Raw genomic sequence first — 18,781 nt, forward strand, 5'->3', positions numbered from 1 at the left:
GGAGGACACGAACATGAAGATCGGTTTTATCGGACTGGGCCACATGGGGGCGCCGATGGCGCTGAACCTGTTGAAGGCCGGCCATGAAGTGCATGCGTTCGACCTGAGCGCCGACGCATTGCGCGCGCTGCAGGACGCCGGCGCGCAGGTCGCCGCATCGCCGCGCGACGCGGCATCGGGCGCGGCCTTCGTGATCACGATGCTGCCGGCCGCGCCGCACGTGCGCTCGGTGCTCGCCGGCGAGAACGGCGTGCTGGCCGGCCTCGGCGCCGGCGCGACCGTGATCGATTCGAGCACGATCGACCCGGCGAGCGCACAGGCGTTCGGCGCGCTCGTGCGCGAGCACGGCGGCGCGTTCGTCGACGCGCCCGTGTCGGGCGGCACCGGCGGCGCGGCGGCAGGCACCTTGACCTTCATGGTCGGCGGCAGCGATGCGGATTTCGAGCGCGTGAAGCCGGTGCTCGCGGGCATGGGCAAGAACATCGTCCACTGCGGGCCGACGGGGATGGGGCAGGTCGCGAAGGTCTGCAACAACCTCGTGCTCGGCATCTCGATGGCGGCCGTGTCGGAAGCGATGTCGCTCGGCGTCGCGCTCGGCATCGACCCGAAGGTGCTGGCCGGCATCGTCAACACGTCGACGGGCCGCTGCTGGAGCTCGGACACCTACAACCCGTATCCGGGCGTGATCGACACCGCGCCGTCGTCGCGCGGCTACAGCGGCGGCTTCGGCACCGACCTGATGCTGAAGGATCTCGGCCTTGCGAACGACGCCGCGAAGCAGGCGCGCCAGCCCGTCTATCTCGGTGCGCTCGCGCAGCAGCTGTACCAGACGATGAGCAGCCGCGGCGACGGGCAGCTCGATTTCTCGGCGGTGATCCGCCTGTACCAACCGGCCACCAAGAAGGACGCCTCATGATCGAACTGGACTACGTCGACGACGGCGCGATCGCGTGCGCGACGCTCAAGCGTCCGCCCGCGAACGCCTTCACCGCCGACGGGCTGCAGCAGCTGCAGGCCACCGTCGCCGAATTGAATGCGAACCCGCGCGTGCGTGCGCTGGTGATCACCGGCGACGGCCCGAAGTTCTTCAGCGCGGGCGCGGACCTGAACACGTTCGCCGACGGCGATCGCGCGGTCGCGCGCGCGATGGCCGCGCGTTTCGGCGCGGCATTCGAGGCGCTGCACGACGCGCGCGTCGTGACGATCGCGGCGATCAACGGCTATGCGATGGGCGGCGGCCTCGAATGCGCGCTCGCGTGCGACCTGCGGATCGCCGAGACGCACGCGCAGATGGCGCTGCCCGAGCCGTCGGTCGGCCTGCTGCCGTGCGGGCTCGGCACGCAGACGCTGCCCTGGCTCGTCGGTGAAGGCTGGGCGAAGAAGATCATCCTGGCCGGCACGCGCGTCGACGCGGCGACGGCCCTCAGGATCGGCCTCGTCGAGGACGTGGTCGAAAGCGGCGCGGCCCGCGATGCGGCGCTGGCGCTCGCACGCAACGTCGCGCGGCAGAGCCCGCATGCGGTCGCCTACAGCAAGGAGCTGATCGGCCTCGCGCGCCGCGGCGTGCCGCGTGGCGCGGCGCTCGCGGTCGAGCGCGAGCGCTTCGTCGACCTGTTCGACACCAACGATCCGCGCGAGGGCGTGGCCGCGTTTCTCGGCAAGCGCGCGCCGCAATGGCACACCGACGGGGAGCCGCAACGATGAGCACGCCGGTGACGACTCATGACAGCTTCGCGCAACCCGCGCCGGAGGTGCTGTTTCGCGTGGTGAACCGCGTGGCGCTCATTACGCTGAACCGGCCGGCCGCGCTCAATGCGTTGTCCTATTCGATGATCGGCGAGCTGGCCGCGCTGCTCGAACGTTGCCGCACCGACGACCAGATCGTCGCGGTCGTGCTGCGCGGTGCGGGCGAGAAGGGCTTCTGCGCGGGCGGCGACGTGCGAGCGCTGCACCGAATGGTCGCGCAGCGCGAGACCTGGCTGCCGTTCTTCGTCGACGAATACCGGCTCGATTACGCGATCCACACGTTCCCGAAGCCGGTGGTCGCGCTGATGGACGGCGTGACGATGGGCGGCGGAATGGGGCTCGCGCAAGGCGCGGCGCTGCGCGTCGCGACCGAGCGCAGCAAGATCGCGATGCCCGAGACGCGCATCGGCCTCGTGCCCGACGTCGGCGCGACGCATTTCCTGTCGCGCATGCCGGTCGAGCTCGAACTGTACGTGGGGCTGACGGGCGCGATGCTGTCGGGTGCCGACGCGCTGAGCGCGAAACTCGCGGATCTGTGCGTGCCGTCGGCGTGGCTCGATACGTTCGAGACGCGCATCGACAGCATCAAGTGGGACGGCGACGTGCTGCCGGCGCTGCGCAAGGTGTTCGAGCCGCCGTGCAACGTCGTGCCGCATGCGGCGCTCGATACGCAGATGGCGTGGATCGTCCGTCACTTCGACAAGCGCTCGACCGTCGAGCGGATCGTCGCGACGCTCACGCAGGAGCTCGCGCGCGACGAGCTGTCGCGCGAGCACCGTCAATGGCTGCAGGCGACGCTCGATGCACTCGCCGGCCATTCGCCGACGATGCTGTGCGTGACGCGCGAAGCGCTGCTGCGCGGACGGCAGATGACGCTCGCCGAATCGTTCCGGATGGAGCTCGGCATCGTCGCGCGCGCGATCGAGGAGGGCGACTTCTGCGAAGGCGTGCGCGCGCATCTCGTCGACAAGGATCGCAAGCCGCGCTGGGCGCCGGCGTCGCTCGTCGAGCTGCGCGCCGAGCGCGTGCGGCATTTCCTGACGTCGCCGTGGAAGCTGTTCGCCCATCCGCTCGCCGATCTCGGCGCGGCGTGAGCGCCGCGTGACGGCCCGGCGCGCCCGTGCGGCGCGTCGGTTTCAACCGGTTTTCTTGAGGCTCGCGGGCTCCGGCCGCTCGATCATCGGCGGCACCGCCTGCACGAGCGCGTCGATCACGCAGCGCGTCTTGCGCGGCAGGTAGCGCGTTTTCGGCCAGATCGCGTGAATGTCGCCTTCGCATACGAAGCAGCGATCGAGCACGACGACCATCTCGCCGCGCTTCACGTAATGATCGAGCAGCCAGCTCGGCAGCCACGCGATCCCGAACCCCGATGCGCCGGCCGCCGCGATCGCCTGCACGTCGTCGAAGCTGAGCTGGTGCGGCATGTCGATGCGCACCGTCGAGCCGTCCGGCGCGCGCAGGTCCCACGGCTGCGCGACGCCCGAGCGTGAGTACGCGATCGTCCGGTGGTTCCTCAGATCGTCGAGCGATTGCGGCATCCCGTAGCGCGCGAGATACGACGGCGCGGCGCCGAGGCTTCCGTATTGCGTGCCGAGCCGCCGCACCGCGAGGCTCGTGCTGTCCGCGAGCGAACCGATCCGCACCGCGAGGTCGATGCCTTCCTCGACCAGGTCGACGAAGCGGTCGGTGATCGACACGTCGATCCGCAGGTGCGGATAGGTGCGCGCGAGATCGAGCACGATCGGCGTCACGCAGTGATGCCCGAACGCGAGCGGCACGCTCAGCCGCAGCTTGCCGCGCGCTTCGTTGCGGCCGCAATCGAGATCGGCTTCGGCCGCTTCCAGCTCCGCCAGCGCGCGCACGCAGCGGTCGTAGTACGCCTGGCCGTCGTCGGTCAGGCTCTGGCTGCGCGTCGTGCGCTGCAGCAGCCGCGCGCCGAGCCGCTTCTCGAGCCGCGCGATTGCCTTGCCGACCGCCGAGCGCGTCATGTCGAGCCGTTCCGCGGCGAGCGCGAAGCTGCCGGATTCCACGACCTGGACGAAGGTCGTTACGCCGTCGAGTTTGTCGGTCATGGCAGGGGTGTGCTGAGGTTGCCCTGATTGCGTCCTGTGATTCCCGAGTCCGGGGAAATGGACGCATCAATGGGGAGGGAAATTCTCACTATAGTACCGATTCCCGCTCAGCGTGCGTTGCCGGCCGCACGCGGCGCATCCTTCTCACCTGGAGGCGCACGGCCTGTCGAGGGCCGTCGCGCAATACGCATGACCCTATCCGACTCCCGCAGGAATGCGGTCGCGCTGGCGGCCGTCTGTCTCACGTCGCTGATGTTCGGCCTCGAGATCTCGAGCGTGCCGGTGATCCTGCCGACGCTCGAACGCGTGCTGCACGGCGACTTCAACGGCATGCAGTGGATCATGAACGCGTACACGATCGCGTGCACGACGGTGCTGATGGCGGCCGGCACGCTCGCCGACCGGTTCGGCCGCAAGCGCGTGTACGTGATCGGCACCGTGCTGTTCGGCGCGACCTCGCTGCTGTGCGGGCTCGCGCCGAACGTGCCGGTGCTGGTCGCGGGCCGGCTGCTGCAGGGCGCGAGCGGCGGCGCGATGCTGATCTGCCAGATCGCGGTGCTGTCGCACCAGTTCCGCGAGGGGCGCGAGCGCGGCCGCGCGTTCGGGATCTGGGGCATCGTGTTCGGGATCGGCCTCGGCTTCGGGCCGATCGTCGGCGGCGCGATCGTCGCGGCGGCGAGCTGGCCGTGGGTGTTCCTCGTGCATGCGCCGCTCGCGGCCGTCGCGCTCGTGCTGATCGGCGGCGCGGTGCAGGAGTCGCGCGATCCGCATGCGGGCACGCTCGACGTCGCGGGCATCGTCACGCTGTCGCTCGCGGTGCTCGGTCTCGCGTTCTACATTACCCAGAGCGCGGAATTGGGGCTCACGAGTGCGGCCGGCCTCGGCGTGCTCGGCGCGACCGTGCTCGCGCTGGCCGGCTTCTTCGTCGCGGAGTGCACGAGCGCGCGGCCGATGTTCGACTTCTCCGTGTTCCGGATTCGCGCGTTCACCGGTGCGATCTTCGGCTCGATGGGGATGAACTTCAGCTTCTGGCCGTTCATGATCTACCTGCCGATCTGGTTCCAGGTCGCGCTCGGCTACGACAGCGTGACGGCCGGCCTCGCGCTGCTCGCGTACACGCTGCCGACGCTGGTCGCGCCGCCGTTCGGCGAGCGGCTCGCGCTGCGCTACGGGCCAGGCGTCGTGATTCCGGGCGGCCTGTTTACGATCGCGGCCGGCTTCGCGCTGATGCGGATCGGCAGCGGCGTCGAGCACGCGAGCTGGCTCACGATGCTGCCCGGCTGCGTGATCGCCGGCATCGGGCTCGGGCTCACCAACACGCCGGTCACGAACACGACGACGGGCGCGGTGCCGAGTTCGCGGGCCGGGATGGCGTCGGGCATCGACATGAGCGCGCGGATGATCTCGCTCGCGCTGAACATCGCGACGATGGGCTTCGTGCTGGTCGCGGGGATCGTCGCGAGCCTGAAGGCCGGCGTCGCGGGAGCGGTCGATCCGGAGGCGCTGCGCGCGCTGGCGCAGCAGATCGCGTCGGGCAGCACCGACGGGCTGCAGGCGATCGCGCCGGCGCTCGCCAAGGCCGACCCGAACGGTGCGGCGCTGCACGCGGCGCTCGTGCACGGCTTCGGCTGGGTGATGATGTACGGCGCGGCCGGCGTGGCCGTGCTCGCGACGGCAAGCGCGGTGGCGTTCGCGCCGGCGCGGCGGGGGGTGACGGTGTGTGAATGAGGCGTGCGCCGCGCGTCGGGTGACGCGTCGTTGCCGTGACGCGGTAACGAGCGCCATCATCGGCCGGTCGCGTTCCTCGCCGCGCGCGGGCATCGCGCCGATTCCCGTCCGTTCAGGTGCGTGCGCATCTTGTGCGATTGCCGCACGCGGTGTGGTGCGCGGCTGGTTCCGCGCGCTTACGCGCCGTCGCCGCGGGCATCGATCCTGCGTTGCGTGTCCGCGTCGACGATCGCACGGATCGCGTTGAACAGCGGCGCGGCGTCGGTGTAGCGCCGGCCGTAGCCGAGATTGAACGCGTAGTCGAAGTCCGGCGGATTGCTGCCCTGGTTGTGCTGCAGGATCGTCTCGAGCTTGTCGAGTGCCTTCGCGGCGCGCGCTTCCGGTGATGCCGCCGCCTCGTATTCGTCCCACAGTGCGACGATCTCGTCGCGCAGCGCGCGATCGAGCCCGGCCGTCAGCGTCAGCAGGTCGTCGCGTTCGTGCGTGCTCTTGTCCGGATGCGCGGCCTGCTCGATCGCGGGGATGTCGCCGTGCAGCGCTTCGCCGAGATCGTGGACGACGCACAGTTTCAGCAGCTTCGTCGTGTCGACGTCGGGCAGCGCGTCGGCGAACACGAGCGCCATCAGGCACAGCCGCCAGCTGTGCTCGGCCGTGCTTTCGGCGCGCCCGCTCGACGTGTGGCCGCTGCGCAGCACGTCTTTCAGGCGTTCGGCTTCGCGCAGGAAATCGAGCCGCGCGTGGATCGTGTCGAGGTTCATGGCTGGTGGAAATGCTCGAATCGTGCCGTCTAGCGTACGCCGCGCGGCCGCGCTGCGTCCACGCATGAAATATGCGCGCCGCGCTCGCACCCCGCCACCGCCGCGCGTGCTACAGCGTTTCGACGAGGCGCGCGGCGGAGCCGTCCGACAGCGTCATCCGCGTCCATCGGCAGGTGCTGCCGCGGATCGGCACGACGCGCGACGCATTGGCGCCGGTCGCGAATTCGACGCTCGGCGGCCCCGCATGATCGTGCCAGCCGAGCGGGTCGAGCGCGGCTTCCATGCGGACGATCTCCGGCGACGCATAGCGCCACAGCGACGTGCCGAGTAGCGTCGGCAGCGGCCGCGAGAACTCGGCCGCGCGCGACGGCGAGCACGCGAGCAGACGGTGCGTGAGGTCGCACACGAGATGCATGCGCGCCGCGCTGCTCGCGATCAGCCGCGCGAGCGCGTGGTCGCCCGCCGAATCGAGCCGCGCGGCAAGCAGCCGCTCGGCCGTCGCGCGCTCGTCCGGCGACATCTGCTGGATGCCGGCTTCCCAGCGCGAGATCGTCGATTGGGCGACGCCGAACAACTCGGCAGCATGGCTCTGCTTCACGCGATGCAGCGTGCGCCAACGCTTGAGTTGCCGGCCGAGCGGCGGGGTGTGAAGCGGTGAGGCGGGCATGTTCGTATTCCGTTCGGGATGCGGGTTGCGCAGGCGCCGCGTTGCGCAATGGATGAATGGGGCCGTCATTTCCGGGATGCCTGGATTACGACGAACCCGATCGGAACGCGCGTCGTCCGCCAAGGGCGGGTGAGCCGTCGGCGGTGATCGGTGTGCGCGGCATCGTGAGATCCAGACCTGCGATCGCCATCGTGACATGCCGAGCTTAGATCGTGTACGGCTGGTCGAGCAACGGTGCGGTCATCCCGGACGGTACGTCGAAACCCTCGGCGGAATAGCAGCCGCAACTCCGCCAATCGCGCCGTCTCTATCGACACGCCGGGCGTCCGGCTCCGCCGGCAATGTTTTCGCCAGGCTTTCAACCGGCTCCGCCATATCTTATTATTCGGCGAAAGCGGCGCGCGCCGGCCGCCATTGGTCATGTCGACGCATGACGCGCCGGTCAGCATTGCCGCCGTCCGACTTCCGCATCGCACGATGCGCGGTTGGAACGACAGGGCACGCGTGACCTGCGCGTATCCAGAAAAAATCAATACGAGGGCGCCATGGTACGACTGGTCTTGCTGCTGCTGGGCATCGAGTATCTGCGAACGCGCTGGCGCGGGCTGACCGTGCTGGGCTGGCTGTGGGTCGTCGCGGGCGTCGGCATCTTCGTCGACGCACTCGACGGCGCGCTGCATTTTCCGATCGAACTGTTCGCGTGGCTGTTCCTGATCGAGGGGCTTGCGACGCTCGCGGTGGCCGGCAGCGGCGTTGGCGGGCAGCGCGTCCTGCGCTACGTGAAGGGCATCGCGGTCGTGGTGGCTGCCGCACTCGTGTTCGCGGGCCATCATCACGGACACTTCCTGCTGTCGATGATCTTCGGCACGCTGTTCCTCGTCGACGGGCTGCTGCAGTGCACGTCCGCGTGGATGGTGCGTTACCGGCGCTGGCACGTCGCATTCGCGTGGGGCGTCGTCGAGATCCTGCTCGCGATCTTCTTCTACCAGCCGTATCCGACTCATTATGTGGGCACCGTGCCGTACTGCCTCGGCCTGCTGCTGATGTTCGGCGGGATGCACATGCTGAGCCTTGCCGCGCGCGTGCGGCGGCTGACGCGCAACCCCGCGTTCGTCACGTCGCCGGCGCCGGCGATCGTCCCCGACATCGACACGGCTGCCGACCTCCCGCGCTTCACGCAATCCGAATGGGATGGTCCGCCGGCCGACCACGAGCACGCGCTGACCGTGCACGTGTGGACGCCGACCGGCACGTCGAAGGCCGAGGCGCAGCGCTATCCGGTGATCGACCGCTACATCGCGGCGGTGGACGTCAACGGGGTGATCTCCACCGGCCATGCGGCGCTGGAGTCGCCCGAGGGCATCTACATCAGCCTGTATCCGGCCGTCGAGATCGATCGTTCTCCCGATGAATTCACGCGGATCCTGCGCGCGACGCGCGAGAACGACGTGCCCGGGCTGTTCCAGCCCGACTATGCGACCGAGTCGAAGGCGTGGTGTCCGTCGACCGTGCGCGTGCGGATCCGCAACTACGATCCGGCGAAGCTGGCCGCGTTCTGGTCGTCGTATCGGCAGACGGTCACGTACAACCTCACGCACCGCAACTGTTCGAGCACCGTGTCGAACGCGCTCGAAGCGGCGCTCGACGGCGCGGTGTGGCGGCTCAAGGGCGCGCGGGCCGGGTGGGGCGCATTCGTGCGGCTGCTGCTCACGCCCGAGCTGTGGGTCGCCGCGCAGATCCGCAAGCGTGCGGTGACGATGGCCTGGACGCCCGGGCTCACGCTCGACTATGCGCGCGCGCTCAGCATGCTCGCCGATCCGCGTCCGTTCGCGTGGTGGAAGGTCGCGCGCTCGGCCGTGCAGGCGATCATCGCGTCGCGCCGCGCGTGGCGCGAGCAAGACAGCGCGGCGCTGTCGTCCGGCGGATCGGAAGCCGCGTCGGTGAAATGATCGCGTGGCGCCGGACGAGGGCCTGCGCGTGAGCATCTGCGTGTGGCAGATTCTCGCGCTCGAAGGCACGGATTCGGCCGCGCGTGCGTGCATGCGGCTTGGCAGCGAGCCGTGAGCAGGGGCATGCTGTCCGCGAGTTCGATGCTTTGCCCGTTCCGATCGCGACGCGATAGGGCTTGCCCGGCCGGCAGGCCGTCATCGTGGGGATGCTCCGTTGCAGGGTTGGGCGGCGTCTCCGGCGGAGAAGGGCGCGTATTGGTTGGTACCGATGTCGGCGCTGACAAGGGTGGCGTTCGACTACGAATTCCTTCGTCCACCTTCATATTGATGCCACGTTGCGCGAGCAACAATCGCGGGCAGACATTCGACAACCTTGCGGCGCATCCCGCGACCGCAAGCCTTTTCCGAGGAAACGCCATGCTCAAGACGCTCGCTCGCGCCGCGGCCGCAATCGCGGTTGCATCCGCCTCGCTGCACGCCGTCGCGCAGACCAGCTACGACTACCTGCTGCTCGCTGCTTCGTGGGAACCCGGCTTCTGCGCGTCGCACGGCACGCCGGAGTGTACGAACCTCGCCGGCACGTATGCGGCGACGAGCCTGTCGCTGCATGGTCTCTGGCCGAACCGGTACGACGGCAACCAGCCGTTCTACTGCGGCGTGCCGCAGAGCGACGTCGATCTCGACAACGCGCACCAGTGGTGCAGCATGGATGCGTATCCGGTCAGCACCGCGACCCGCAATACGCTGTCGACCTACATGCCGGGCGTGGCGTCGTGCCTCGACAAGCACGAATGGTTCAAGCACGGCACCTGCTCGAACTCGGCGTCGCCGGATGCGTACTGGAACCAGGCGGCGGGCATGATCAGCCGGCTCGGCAACACGTCGTTCAACGCGTTCCTGCAGGCGAACGCGGGCAAGACGGTGACGCGCAACCAGCTGCTGTCCGCGTTCGAAGGCGCGTTCGGCAGCAATACGCGCAGCGCGGTGTCGCTGAAGTGCACGAAGACCAATGGCGTCAGCTATTTCACGGAAGCGTGGATCGCGGTCAAGACGAACGCGACCACGCAGTTTCCGAGCGCGGCGTCGCTCGTGACGGACGGGAATACGCAGGGGACGTGCCCGACGTCGGGCGTGTATATCGCGAAGTAACGCGCGAAGTTGCGCACGGCGTGATGCGCGAGGCGCCGGCCGGAAGCGCTCCGGCCGGCGTGGCGTGGATATCGTGCGCCTAAGCGAGCAGCCGCAGCGCGTCCGCGAGCGACAGCACCGTCGTGCGCGTCTCGAACGCCGTCGCGAACAGATGCTCGTGCACGACCTGATCCGGGTCGTAGCAGCAGTCCTTCACCGTATACAGCCGGAAATCCGCGTCGCTGGCGTGCGCGACCGACGACAGCACGACACCGGTCGACGCGATCCCGACCAGGATCAGCGTATCGATACCCCGCGCGATGAGCCGCGCCTGCAGGTCGGTGCGGAAGAACACGCTCGCGCGATGCGCGATAGTCAGCGGCTCGCTGTCGAGCCGGCCGAGCTCCGGGCACGGGCCGTCGTCGACGAACAGCCCGAGTTGCTTGATCCCTTGCCCGTTCTTGTTGCGCGGACTGACTTCCGGATAGCCGGGGCTGAAGCGGAGATTCGCGAAGCAGACGTGGACACCGCTCGCCCGGGCTGCATCGCACAGCTTGCGCGTGTTGGCGAGCAGGGTGGGGGCGACTGACGGAAAGAGGCCGAGGATGTCGGTCTGGTAGTGCATCACGATGAGCGCGGTTTGTGCCGGAACGATCGAGGGTATCGGCGCGTGCGTGCCGCCTTCCGCACCTGCATGGCGAGTCGTTGCGAGATCTGAAGCGTGTTCCGGTTGCATGACTGATGCTCTCCCATGAGTCACTTCGGTGTTTTCTGAAAATCGACCGCTCCGTATATGTCGCCAACCATTCCGGCGCGAGCGTGTTGGAACTCCGGCAATATAAACCGACATTTCATCTTGGTGCAGACCGACCGAGCTGGCGAGTGCGGTGCCGCCCTGGACGACCGGGTTCGGTCAGCTCTGGACATCGGGTCGGCGATACTGAAATGCCGGCAGTCTGGCAAACTTCGCGAAACACCGACATTTGGAGAACGGTGGTGTCCATCAATGTACGCGGCACGGAAGGCTACGCGGAGCATGCACGTTCGCTCATCGAGCAATGGCAAGACATCTCGTTCGAGGAACATCATCAGCCCATCCTGCATCTCGTTCCGGCGCGCCCGTCGTGCATTCTCGATGTCGGAGCCGGTATCGGAACCGATGCGGCTGCATTCGCGGCGATGGGGCATTCGGTCGTAGCCGTCGAACCGGTGGATGCGCTGCGCGTTGCGGGAATCAGGCGGCATTCGTCTCCGCGGATCGAATGGCTGGACGATAGCCTGCCGGATCTCGCGATCTTGCGTACGAGGCGAAAAGCATTTGACTTCGTGATGCTGTCGGCCGTCTGGATGCACCTTGACGAAGACGAACGTCGTCGCGCGATGCCGAACGTCAGCGCTCTCCTGTGCGATGGCGCGATGCTGGTCATGTCCTTGCGTTACGGACCAGTTCCGGAAGGACGACGGATGTTCGACGTTTCAGCGGACGAAACCATGCAGCTCGCAAATGCTCATGGCTTGCGCAATGTGCTGAATGTCCAGACCGAATCCGTACAGCGTGGAAATCGGCGTGCGGGTGTGACGTGGAGCCGATTGGCATTCGTCAAAGGCGGCACGCGGGGTTAGCTTCGGTCGAAGCTCGAGCCAGGGAGGCGTCAGTAAGCGCGCGTATGGATCGATCAGCGGCGGTTCTCGAAGAGAGCGGGATCCATACGGGGCTGGTCTCTGCTTGATATGTGCGACTTCTTCAGAGACGCACCTGCTGTAAAGATCCGACCTCGACACTGAGGATTACCCGACGACGTTCTGTCAAAATATCCGCCCAATCCTTCTGATCGAGCGCGGAATGGAACTCAGACAACTACGCTATTTTCTCAGTGTCGTCGAACACGGAAGCATGGGCAAGGCAGCGCTGGAACTCGGCGTGGTGACCTCGGCACTGAGTCAGCAGATCAGCCGTCTCGAAGGCGAGCTGTCCACGCGTTTGCTGCAACGCACCTCGGCGGGCGTCGTTCCGACCGACGCAGGTTTGGCGTTCTGGCGTCAGGCGCAACTTGCGCTGCGGCATATCGACGATGCCGCGCTTGCCGCACGCTCGGCCCGTCTGTCGGGCCATGTCAGCGTCGGCATGGCGCCGAGCACGGCGAGCGTGCTGGGTGTCGCATTCATGCAGGCCATGCGCTCGCGCTATCCCGATGTACGGTTGCACATGGTCGAAAGTCTCTCCGGCTATCTTGCGTCCATGTTGAGCGCGCGTCAGATCGATCTCGCCGTGCTGTTCCGTGAGGAGTCCGCGCAACGCTGGAGCGTGCTGCCGCTGCTGGACGAGCGGCTGTTCCTGATCGGCGCGGACGATCTCGATGGCATGCCGACGAGCGCATTCGTCCGGCTGAAAAATCTCGGCAGGCTTCCGCTGATTCTCCCCAGCGGCACGCACGGGCTGCGTTCGTTGCTGTTATCGGCGTTCAGGCGCGCCGAGTACGAGCCGAACATCGTCGCCGAAGTCGACGGCCTTGCGCTCCTGATGGACTTCGTCCGCACCGGCATCGGCGCGACGATACAACCGGGCGCGGCGCTCGCCAGGCCCGAGAACGTGATACTGACGAGCGTGCCCGTCGCTGAAAAATACGCCACGCGGCCCAACATGCTCGCCAGCATCTCCGACGACGAACTGTCTCCCGCCGGTCTCGCTGCGCGCGTGGTGCTCGCCGATGTCGCCCGTCGACTGGTGCAGGAAGGCCGCTGGCCCGGTGCGCGGCTGCGGGAACCTCAGCCTTCACAAAAAGTGAAGACCCGTTGACGGCTGGCTGGTAGCGACGCGGGCACGAGACCTTTACGATTTGTCCAAAAGGAGGCAAGTCTGATGGTCGATGTGCTCGTAATCGGAGGAGGCAATGCCGCGCTGTGTGCCGCATTGATGGCGCGCGAAGCGGGCGCCTCGGTCCTCCTTCTCGAATCCGCGCCGCGCGAATGGCGCGGCGGCAACTCGCAACACACGCGCAATCTGCGCTGCATGCACGATGCGCCGCAAGACGTTCTCGTCGATGCCTATCCGGAAGAGGAATTCTGGCAGGACCTGTTGAAAGTCACCGGCGGCATCACGAACGAGCATCTCGCGCGGCTGACGATCCGCGCGTCGTCGTCGTGCCGGCCGTGGATGCAGAAGCACGGCGTGCGCTTCCAGCCGCCGCTGTCCGGTGCGCTGCACGTGGCACGCACCAACGCGTTCTTCATGGGCGGCGGCAAGGCGCTCGTCAACGCGTATTACCGCAGCGCCGAAGCGCTCGGCGTTGATATCCGCTATGAAACGCCCGTCGATTCGCTTGAACTCGACGGCAGTCTCTTCATCGCGGCGCGCAGCGGCAGCCAGCGCTTCGAGGCGCGCGCTTGCGTGCTGGCGGCAGGCGGTTTTGAATCGAATCGCGAATGGCTGCGCGAAGCGTGGGGGCAAAACGAGCGCGGCGAATGGCCCGCCGACAACTTCCTGATTCGCGGCACGCGCTTCAACAAGGGCGTGCTCATCAAGCATATGGCCGACGCTGGCGCGGACATGATTGGCGACCCGTCTCAGTCGCATTGCGTCGCCATCGATGCGCGCGCGCCGCTGTATGACGGCGGCATCTGCACACGCATCGACTGCGTGTCGCTGGGCGTCGTGGTGAATCGTGACGCCGAGCGCTTCTACGACGAAGGCGAGGATTTCTGGCCGAAGCGCTATGCAATCTGGGGACGCCTCGTTGCGCATCAGCCGGGGCAGATCGGCTATTCGATCATCGACTCGAAAGCAATCGGCCGCTTCATGCCGCCGGTGTTTCCGGGCGAACAGGCCGACACGCTGCCGGAACTCGCGCGCAAGCTCGGGCTGCCGGAAGCGCGCTTCATGGAAACGCTCACGCGCTACAACGATTCATGCCGCGACGGCACCTTCGACCACACCGCGCTCGACGACTGCCACACCGAAGGCCTCGCGCCGCCCAAGACGCACTGGGCGCGCCGCATCGAGACGCCGCCGTTCTACGGTTATGCGTTGCGGCCAGGCATCACGTTCACGTATCTCGGACTCGAGACCAATGACCGCGCGCAGGTTCACTTCGGCGGCAAAGCCAGTGAGAACCTGTTCGTCGCCGGCGAAATGATGGCCGGCAACGTGCTCGGCAAGGGCTATACGGCGGGCGTCGGCATGTCGATCGGCACGGCCTTCGGGCGCATTGCCGGGACGCAGGCCGCACGCGCCGCACTCAAGACAACGGAGGCAACCAGTGCAGCAGTCTGACCCGCTCGCGCCCGAACGCACGCGCACGGCGTGCTCGGTCGATACGAAAAAAACTTCACACGGCAGCACGGCGCGCGTGATCCCCATCGTGCAGATGAGCGCCGCCGAAACCGAAGTGGCACGGCAGATGCAGATCTGCAACGCCTGCCGCTATTGCGAAGGCTTCTGCGCGGTGTTCCCGGCCATGACGCGCCGCCTGGAATTCGGCAAGGCGGACGTCAACTATCTGGCGAATCTCTGCCACAACTGCGGCGCGTGCTATCACGCGTGCCAATACGCGCCGCCGCACGAGTTCGGCGTGAACGTGCCGAAGGCGATGGCCGAAGTCCGGCTCGAAACCTACACCGAATACGCGTTTCCCGCGTCGTTCGGCGCGCTGTACAAGCGAAACGGCCTGACATTGTCGGTTGCGTTGGCGGCCGGAATCGCGCTGTTTCTGCTGCTCGGTACGGCATTGCGCGGCGGCTTGTCGGGCGATGTCGCGCCGGCGAACTTCTACGCGATCTTCCCGCACGGCCTGCTCGCGGCGATGTTCGGCATCGTTTTCCTGTTCGCCATTCTTGCGCTCGGTCTGGGCGTCACGCGCTTCTGGCGCGACGTGTCGGCAGGAACGGCGAGCGCGAGCGCGCCAGCCGTCGCGGACGCGGCCAGGAACGCGCTGACGCTCAAGTACCTGGACGGCGGCCACGGCGACGGCTGCAACGAAGAGGACGATGCCTTCACGCTGGCGCGGCGGCGTTTCCATCATCTGACGTTCTACGGCTTCATGCTGTGCTTTGCGGCAACCGCGGTCGCGACGCTTTATCACTATGCATTCGGTCTGGAAGCGCCGTATCCGTTTCTGAGCGTGCCGGTGCTGATGGGAACGGCGGGCGGCATCGGACTGATTGCGGGGCCGGCGGGACTGCTGTGGCTGAACCTGAAACGCGTTCCGGAGCGGGGCGATGCCCGTCAGCGTCCGATGGACCGCGGCTTCATCGCGCTCCTGCTTCTCACGAGCGCATCCGGTCTCGCGCTGCTCGCGCTCCGCACGACCTCGGCGATGCCGTTGCTGCTCGCGATTCATCTCGGCATCGTGATGGCGCTGTTCGCCACGCTGCCTTACGGCAAGTTCGCGCACGGCATCTTCCGCTCGGCGGCATTGCTCAAATCGTCGATAGAGAAGCGGCAACGCAACACGCTGAGCCTCGGTTCGGATTAGCAAGTCACTAGGGTGCGCCTTGGGCGCCCATCACCATAGACAAGAAGCAGGAGACGCAATGAACCGCACAGAATCGATCGCTGCCACGTCCGGCGTTTCGCCCATGACGAGGGCCGCCGCCGTGTTGCGCGTGACCAGCGGCAATTTCATCGAACAGTTCGATTTCTTTCTGTTCGGCTTCTACGCGACCTCGATCGCGAAGATCTTTTTCCCGTCCACCAGCGAGTTCGCGTCGCTGATGCTCACCTTTGCCGTGTTCGGCGCGGGGTTTCTGATGCGTCCGCTCGGCGCGATCTTTCTCGGCGCGTATATCGACAAGGTCGGGCGACGCACCGGGCTGATCGTTACGCTGTCGATCATGGCGAGCGGCACCGTTCTGATTGCCTGCGTGCCGGGGTACGCGACCATCGGCCTGGTCGCGCCAGCGCTCGTGCTGCTCGGGCGTCTGTTGCAGGGCTTCTCTGCGGGCGCGGAACTGGGCGGCGTGTCGGTCTATCTCGCGGAAATGGCGACGCCCGGTAACAAGGGTTTTTACACGAGTTGGCAGTCGGCGAGCCAGCAGGTCGCCATCGTCGTGGCGGCGGCCATCGGTTACGGATTGAACCAGTGGCTGTCCGCGCAGCAGATCGCTGCATGGGGCTGGCGCGTGCCGTTCTTCATCGGCTGCGCGATCGTGCCGTTCCTGTTCGTGCTGCGCCGTTCGCTGCAGGAGACCGCAGCGTTCGAGGCGCGGCGGCATCATCCGCAGGCGCGCGAGATTTTCGCGATGTTGCTCGGCAATTGGCGCACCGTCATCGGCGGCATGCTGCTGACGGCGATGACTACCACCACCTTCTATCTCATCACCGTGTATACGCCGACCTTCGGGAAGTCGGTGCTGAAGCTGTCCACCGCCGACAGCCTGATGGTGACGCTGCTCGTGGCTGCGTCGAATTTCGTCTGGCTGCCGATCGGCGGCGCGATCTCCGACCGCATTGGCCGCAAACCGCTGTTGCTCGCCATTTCCGCGCTGACGATCTTCACGGCTTATCCGGCGCTGTCCTGGCTCGCCGATGCACCGAGCTTCGCGCGCATGCTGATCGTGCTGCTGTGGTTCTCGTTCTTCTTCGGCATGTATAACGGCGCGATGGTCGCCGCGCTCACCGAAGTGATGCCGGTCGAAGTGCGCGTCGCGGGCTTCTCGCTGGCGTTCAGTCTCGCGACGGCGCTGTTCGGCGGCTTTACGCCGGCCGTATCGACGTATCTGATTCAGGTCTTGCATGACAAGGCCGCACCCGGCTACTGGCTGAGCTTCGCCGCGCTCTGCGGCTTTTGCGCGACGCTCGGGCTGTACCGTCGCCGCGCGGGCGGCAATGCGTCGGCGGCATCGTCGGCCTGAGAGCGATTACAGCGGCGCGTTTCCGTCACCCCGGCTTCGCGCCGGGCTTGCGCTTTTTCAGCGGCGACAAGAGGGGCGATGCGGTCCAGCTTGCGCAGCAGCGCAGGCCACGCCGTCGTGCCGCAGGAGCGGCGGGTCTGTGGTTGACAGGCTCGTGTGTCCGGCGTGCAGATCATGGGCTGAAGGCCTATTCGACTGACCGACGAGTGGGCTTTTCGGCAAGGGGAGCGGATTCAACCGGCAACGGACCGCCGGGGAGGTATCCAACGGCGTTCGATTCGGCCATTACGAGTCATGCACGACCGGCACCCGCATTGGCGCTTGAGTACCGGAGTGACGCCTGCGGCGATACGCTCGAAACTTGTTCCGCGATTTGCCGCGCCCGGTTGCTTTCTTCACTGTGCTCGCAATGCGGCAAAATGAGTGTCCTGTTGCCGGGCGGCCCCGATGAGTGGCGCACTGGAAGGCGTGCCCCCCGTTCACGGTGCCTTTGCTCCGGTCGACCGGTGGCGCGAGGCGGTGTGTTGCACCGTCCGGATTCGCGGCACCTGCCCGGGTGCGGCCCGTGCGATGATGTGCCATGACTGACATGAGAGATGGAATGACGACTACCTTCGACGAAGCGACAACGGCGGCAATCGCCGCGTTTGCGCAATTGGATTTCTACACGGCTGTGCAAGCGATGCGCGCCGAGGCCGATTACGACCGCGAACTGGACCAGTGGATCTCGCGCTATATCGACGAGCACGGCGGCGGCGCGGACGATGCCGCATACGACGCCCTGCACGCGCAGGCGCAGGCAACCCCGGAATATGCGCAGTTCGTCGATGCGGTTCGCCGGGAAATCCTGGAATACTTCGGCGTGACCGACGATCAACTGGACTGGATGGTCGTGCTGCGCAATGACGACAGCGACGAGCTTTGGGCGGAAGTCAACCGGCAGCGCAGCGCGCTGGGAACCGGTGAAGTGCGCGGAGATCTCTGATCGTTGCCATCGAACGGGTCGATTCAATCGAAGACACCAACTCGGCTGGAGTCGCGAGAAAAGGCGGTATATATCAGGAAAAAATCGCACGGCGAGGATGATCGTTCGCTATGCTGCCTGCGACAACGCACCTACTCCAGCCGATATACATGAGCACGACTGCGCGGACCATTCTCAAAGCCATTCTGAGCATCCCCATTGCCTTTGGGCTCGCCTATCCCCTTATCTATCCCGCTGAAGGCGGAGGCGTTCTCGGCGAAATGGAGATGCTTGGGCCGATCGGTGGCATCGTCGTCGTCGCGGTTTTCCTGGCGCTGGTCTATGCCTACGCGAGCGACCTCAGGACCACCCTGAAATCGGTCAACCGAGGATCGCGTGCGGCCGAACCCAACAGCGTCTGGCTCATGTTCCTCTTGCCATACAACTTCATCGAGGACTTCTTCATTATTTCCAACGTCGCGAAGTCCCTGGAAGCGGAGTCTCGTATCAATCCGGCTCTGTCGGGTTTGCGCTCGTTCGGCCGGATCAGCGGCATCGGGTGGTGTCTTGCCCAGGTTCTTTCGCTGATACCCAATACCATTGGCTCCATCGCGGGCGGCGTTGCGGTTTTGCTCTGGGTTTGGCACTGGGTGTTCGTGCGCCGAGCGAACAGGATGCTCGCCGGCAGTCAGGTCTCCGTGGCTGCTCTACCCGGACGGACAGAATCGTAGCCCTCGTTGGAAGCCGGGTCGCGTACCGCACCGCCTTCGGCGTATATGACGGGCGGGAGTTGTGGTGCACGGCGGGGAGTTACGAAGCAAACCCGCTCCCGAGAACAAGAGTCATGCATCTTTCAAACTTGCGCGAAATCGCAAGATGTCCGACAGGCCACAGCTCGTATACGTCGTGGCGCTGCCCCT

The 18,781-nt window shown here is 66.5% G+C and carries 17 protein-coding genes; 13 read left to right on the forward strand and 4 right to left on the reverse strand.

Annotation, left to right across the window (positions count from 1 at the left end):
- The first annotated feature begins 13 nt into the window (after positions 1–13).
- The 3 genes from mmsB to U4012_RS12075 are packed head-to-tail and all read left to right on the forward strand — an operon-like array spanning position 14 to position 2,840.
- On the forward strand, positions 14–916 hold the full coding sequence (mmsB, locus tag U4012_RS12065) for a 3-hydroxyisobutyrate dehydrogenase (RefSeq protein WP_044846886.1): 903 nt from the start codon (positions 14–16) through the stop codon (positions 914–916).
- Entirely contained in the window at positions 913–1,704 is a 792-nt protein-coding gene (locus U4012_RS12070; RefSeq protein ID WP_044846887.1) for an enoyl-CoA hydratase, read from the forward strand. The genes mmsB and U4012_RS12070 overlap by 4 nt, the downstream gene beginning before the upstream one ends.
- Positions 1,701–2,840 (forward strand): enoyl-CoA hydratase/isomerase family protein, encoded by a 1,140-nt coding sequence (locus tag U4012_RS12075; protein ID WP_124667450.1) that lies wholly within the window; start codon positions 1,701–1,703, stop codon positions 2,838–2,840. Before U4012_RS12070 ends, U4012_RS12075 begins: the two co-directional genes overlap by 4 nt.
- Before the next feature lie 42 nt (positions 2,841–2,882).
- On the opposite strand, the gene U4012_RS12080 is transcribed toward U4012_RS12075, so the two are convergent.
- Complete coding sequence (locus U4012_RS12080) at positions 2,883–3,818, reverse strand: LysR family transcriptional regulator (RefSeq protein ID WP_044846889.1); 936 nt, start codon at positions 3,816–3,818, stop codon at positions 2,883–2,885.
- 189 nt (positions 3,819–4,007) lie between these two features.
- Here U4012_RS12080 and U4012_RS12085 point away from each other — a divergent pair, with 189 nt between their 5' ends.
- Positions 4,008–5,546, forward strand: a complete 1,539-nt coding sequence (locus U4012_RS12085; RefSeq protein WP_321798725.1) for an MFS transporter — start codon at positions 4,008–4,010, stop codon at positions 5,544–5,546.
- A gap of 176 nt (positions 5,547–5,722) precedes the next feature.
- On the opposite strand, the gene U4012_RS12090 is transcribed toward U4012_RS12085, so the two are convergent.
- Together U4012_RS12090 and U4012_RS12095 are read right to left on the reverse strand one after the other, a co-directional pair.
- Positions 5,723–6,304 (reverse strand): HD domain-containing protein, encoded by a 582-nt coding sequence (locus U4012_RS12090; RefSeq protein ID WP_321798727.1) that lies wholly within the window; start codon positions 6,302–6,304, stop codon positions 5,723–5,725.
- A gap of 109 nt (positions 6,305–6,413) precedes the next feature.
- The gene (locus U4012_RS12095) at positions 6,414–6,971 is read right to left on the reverse strand and encodes a helix-turn-helix transcriptional regulator (RefSeq protein ID WP_321798729.1); all 558 of its coding nucleotides are present in this window, start codon (positions 6,969–6,971) and stop codon (positions 6,414–6,416) included.
- A 545-nt stretch (positions 6,972–7,516) separates the two neighbouring features.
- On the opposite strand from U4012_RS12095, the gene U4012_RS12100 reads away from it, so the two are divergent.
- Positions 7,517–8,920 carry a DUF308 domain-containing protein gene (locus U4012_RS12100; protein WP_321798731.1) on the forward strand — a complete coding sequence of 468 codons (1,404 nt, stop codon included), beginning with the start codon at positions 7,517–7,519 and terminating at the stop codon, positions 8,918–8,920.
- Between the two features lie 417 nt (positions 8,921–9,337).
- Positions 9,338–10,069, forward strand: a complete 732-nt coding sequence (locus U4012_RS12105) for a ribonuclease T2 (RefSeq protein WP_321798733.1) — start codon at positions 9,338–9,340, stop codon at positions 10,067–10,069.
- A gap of 79 nt (positions 10,070–10,148) precedes the next feature.
- On the opposite strand, the gene U4012_RS12110 is transcribed toward U4012_RS12105, so the two are convergent.
- Positions 10,149–10,784, reverse strand: a complete 636-nt coding sequence (locus tag U4012_RS12110; RefSeq protein ID WP_321798735.1) for an isochorismatase family cysteine hydrolase — start codon at positions 10,782–10,784, stop codon at positions 10,149–10,151.
- Positions 10,785–11,044: 260 nt separating this feature from the next.
- On the opposite strand from U4012_RS12110, the gene U4012_RS12115 reads away from it, so the two are divergent.
- The 7 genes from U4012_RS12115 (at position 11,045) to U4012_RS12145 (ending at position 18,592) form a co-directional block, all read left to right on the forward strand.
- Complete coding sequence (locus U4012_RS12115) at positions 11,045–11,671, forward strand: class I SAM-dependent methyltransferase (RefSeq protein WP_321798737.1); 627 nt, start codon at positions 11,045–11,047, stop codon at positions 11,669–11,671.
- Positions 11,672–11,891: 220 nt separating this feature from the next.
- A complete protein-coding gene (locus U4012_RS12120) occupies positions 11,892–12,845 on the forward strand; it encodes a LysR family transcriptional regulator (protein WP_321798739.1) in 954 nt (317 codons plus the stop codon).
- Between the two features lie 63 nt (positions 12,846–12,908).
- On the forward strand, positions 12,909–14,318 hold the full coding sequence (gene tcuA, locus U4012_RS12125) for an FAD-dependent tricarballylate dehydrogenase TcuA (RefSeq protein WP_321798741.1): 1,410 nt from the start codon (positions 12,909–12,911) through the stop codon (positions 14,316–14,318).
- The gene (gene tcuB / locus U4012_RS12130; protein ID WP_321798743.1) at positions 14,305–15,519 is read left to right on the forward strand and encodes a tricarballylate utilization 4Fe-4S protein TcuB; all 1,215 of its coding nucleotides are present in this window, start codon (positions 14,305–14,307) and stop codon (positions 15,517–15,519) included. Before tcuA ends, tcuB begins: the two co-directional genes overlap by 14 nt.
- Before the next feature lie 58 nt (positions 15,520–15,577).
- Entirely contained in the window at positions 15,578–16,897 is a 1,320-nt protein-coding gene (locus U4012_RS12135; protein WP_321798745.1) for an MFS transporter, read from the forward strand.
- Between the two features lie 601 nt (positions 16,898–17,498).
- Complete coding sequence (locus tag U4012_RS12140; protein WP_124523247.1) at positions 17,499–17,882, forward strand: ATP-dependent protease; 384 nt, start codon at positions 17,499–17,501, stop codon at positions 17,880–17,882.
- Positions 17,883–18,031: 149 nt separating this feature from the next.
- Positions 18,032–18,592, forward strand: coding sequence for a hypothetical protein (locus tag U4012_RS12145; RefSeq protein ID WP_321798748.1), 561 nt, complete (start codon positions 18,032–18,034; stop codon positions 18,590–18,592).
- Positions 18,593–18,781: the final 189 nt, after the last annotated feature.

It is taken from the genome of Burkholderia sp. BCC1988 (assembly GCF_905339895.1).
Classification (GTDB): Bacteria; Pseudomonadota; Gammaproteobacteria; order Burkholderiales; family Burkholderiaceae; genus Burkholderia.